Annotated in this window: 2 protein-coding genes; both read left to right on the forward strand. The window is 43.3% G+C overall.

Features of this window, described 5'->3' with window-relative positions:
- Window positions 1-225: YaeQ family protein (locus R7Z47_RS24510; RefSeq protein ID WP_318130717.1), on the forward strand; the 225-nt coding region annotated here is incomplete at its 5' end.
- The gene (locus R7Z47_RS24515) at window positions 212-754 is read left to right on the forward strand and encodes a hypothetical protein (protein WP_024703303.1); all 543 of its coding nucleotides are present in this window, start codon (window positions 212-214) and stop codon (window positions 752-754) included. The genes R7Z47_RS24510 and R7Z47_RS24515, both read left to right, overlap by 14 nt.
- The last annotated feature ends 36 nt before the right edge of the window (window positions 755-790 follow it).

Below are 790 nucleotides of genomic sequence, written 5' to 3' on the forward strand. Positions count from 1 at the left end.
AATACTAAAGCACCGGTGTGGTGGGAGAAAATGTCAGGTAAGTTTTCAATGCTTCCAGTAAGCGTAGAAAGCTTTGACTACGACACTATCGATATGATTTGTCAGCACCTTGACCGTGGTACAAACCTTTCTGTTATGATTACCGGCACCTCTATTTTTGTTGATGTGAATGATCAACACGTCGAAGTAACAGTGAAGGAACTGCAAAGTCATGACGCCCCTTAGTGAACTGATTAAACAAATGGGAATCAAAAAGATTCCCTTCGTTGATGAGCATAAAGCTGCCAAGAAGCGTTGGTTGAAAGAACAAGCTCCGTTGTTTGCACGCGTATGTGAAAACAAGCCAGCAACGAATCCAGTGCTTCACCTACTCGGGCTCCTGACGAAATCCCATATCGAAGCAAGTGCGTTGTATGAACAACACACTCATTCGACACAGCAAATGCAAAAGGTCTTGGCAGATACGCTTGGGGATGAGCAGGCAGACAAATTCACCAATCAATCGGCAGAAGATCTTGTTCTGATCACCCATTTGTGGCTCTTCACTCAAGGCTATCTGAACATGGATTTTAGCTTAGCGCACGATCACGCGGAGCAGACACAAAACACATTACAGCACGAACTTGTGATTAAACGTATTGATGTTGACGCGTTCAGAACAGAGCTAATGCAAAGCTTCTATTTAGGTAAAGAGGCAAACCCAACAGCATCAAATGGCTTTTTCGGCTGGTTGAAGCGACTCTTTTCCTCATAAAATACATGGTTTTATCAATCCGAAACAACTGATAGA

The sequence above is a fragment of the Vibrio sp. 1641 genome, assembly GCF_033339995.1.
Taxonomy (GTDB): Bacteria; Pseudomonadota; Gammaproteobacteria; order Enterobacterales; family Vibrionaceae; genus Vibrio; species Vibrio alginolyticus.

Coding starts and splice junctions, on each gene's coding strand:
- R7Z47_RS24515 (WP_024703303.1), top strand. CDS start 212: ATGACGCCCCTTAGTGAACTGATTAAACAAATGGGAATCAAAAAGATT.